Consider the following 1,809-nt stretch of genomic DNA (forward strand, 5'->3'; position numbering starts at 1 on the left):
GTGAGACGGCGCGGACCATCGTCTCCACCCTGCGCGAAACCGGCGAGCTCATCGACCCCCACACCGCCGTCGCCGTGGCCGGCCTCCGCGCCTCCCGCGTCACCGGTCCCGTCGTGGTGCTGTCGACCGCCCATCCGGCCAAGTTCCCCGACACCGTGGCCGCGGCCACGGGCGAGACCCCGGCCATGCCCGCCACCGCCGCTCATCTGGCGGGTCGGGCCGAACGCTACGATCACCTGCCGGCCGACGCCGACGCCATCAAGGCCTATGTCCTGGCCTTCGCCGAAGGCCGGGCGCCTGCCTAGCGTCCACACGCTGAGCAACGGGGTGCGGGTCGTCTGCGATCCCATCGACGGCCTCGAGACCTTGGCGTTGTCCGTGGTCGCCGGCCGTGGCGCGCGCTTCGAGGACGAGGCGCGCTCGGGCTGGTCGCACCTGCTGGAGCACATGGTCTTCAAGGGCGCGGGCGATCGTTCGGCCCGCGACATCGTGGAGGTCATCGAGGCCGAGGGCGGCCAGCTCAACGCCGCCACGGGATATGAGCGCACCAGCTTCCAGGTCCGGGCGTTGAAAGGCGGCCTCGACCTCGGCAGCGCGGTGATCGCCGACCTGATTCAGCGGCCAACGATGGACCGGGGCGACCTGGCCCGCGAGATCCAGGTGGTCGGCCAGGAGATCGCCGAGGCCGCCGACACCCCCGACGACATCGTCTTCGAGATGGCCCAGGCCGCGGCCTATGAAGACCAGCCCCTGGGCCGGCCGATCCTGGGCACAGACGCCTCCATCGCCACCGCGACGCCCGAAGCGCTGTCGGACTGGCGAGCGGCGATCTACGCGCCCGACAGCCTGATCATCGCCGCCGCGGGCGCGGTGGACGAAGACGAACTCCTGGCCTTGGCCGAGCGCGACTTCGGCGCCGCCAGCGGTCAGGGCGCGCCGGCGCCGGCGCCGGCGATCTTCCAGGGCGGCGCCCAGACCGCCGCCAAGGCGCTGGAGCAGGCCAATCTGGTCTTCCTGCTGCCGGCCGTCGGCGTGCGCGACGAGCGGTACTTCGCCCTGCGGCTCTACGCCGAGATCCTGGGCGGCGGCATGGCCTCGCGACTGTTCCAGGAGGCTCGGGAGAAGCGCGGCCTGGCCTATGCGGTCGACGCCTATTCCGAAACCTATGCCGACACCGGCCTGCTGGGCGTGTTCGCCGGCTGCGCGGCCAAGGACGCCGCCGAACTGGCCCGTGTCGCGGCCGGTGAGATCCAAGGCATGGCCGCGGGCGTGACCGCCCCCGAGCTCGCCCGCGCCAAGGCGCAACTGAAGGCTTCGATGTTCATGGCGCGCGAGTCCTGCCTGGCTCGCGCCGAGCAGGCCGCGGGCCAGGTGCTCTTGTTCGGCGAGACCCTACGGCCCGCCGACCTGGCCGAGCAGATCGACGCGGTGACCGCCGCTGACCTCGAAACCCTGGGCTCGACCATGCTGGCGCCCGGCCGCTGCGCCGTCAGTGTTCTGGGGCCTAAGGCGGCGCTGAAGGCGGCCGACGCCTTCCGCCAAGCGCTGTTCGCCTAACCGCCGCCCACCAGCCTGCCCATCGCCTCGAGATGGGCGCCGAGCGCGGCCTACAACGCGCTAAAACGGGTCACGGGTTGACGTCCGCCGAAATCCCGCGATTTTCAGCCCATGGCGCTGCTGGATTGGATCGCCCCTGAGAGTGGGCTGCGAATCGAGGGTGATGGCGTACGCCTTCGACCTCCGCGCGCGACCGACTATCCTGAATGGCGCGACCTGCGCGCCCGCTCTCGGGATTTCCTGCAGCCTTGG

Annotated in this window: 1 protein-coding gene and 1 pseudogene; both read left to right on the forward strand. The window is 71.5% G+C overall.

Going from position 1 to position 1,809, the window contains the following annotated elements:
- Positions 1-305: pseudogene (locus RMO04_RS20840) on the forward strand (threonine synthase); the annotation flags it as partial.
- A complete protein-coding gene (locus RMO04_RS20845) occupies positions 268-1,557 on the forward strand; it encodes a pitrilysin family protein (RefSeq protein WP_309646687.1) in 1,290 nt (429 codons plus the stop codon). The pseudogene RMO04_RS20840 and the gene RMO04_RS20845, both read left to right, overlap by 38 nt.
- Positions 1,558-1,809 lie beyond the last annotated feature (252 nt).

Source organism: Phenylobacterium sp. (assembly GCF_031412415.1).
Taxonomy (GTDB): Bacteria; Pseudomonadota; Alphaproteobacteria; order Caulobacterales; family Caulobacteraceae; genus Phenylobacterium.

Excerpts from the sequence above, each read along its gene's own strand:
- RMO04_RS20845 (WP_309646687.1), top strand. The coding sequence starts at position 268 with ATGTCCTGGCCTTCGCCGAAGGCCGGGCGCCTGCCTAGCGTCCACACG.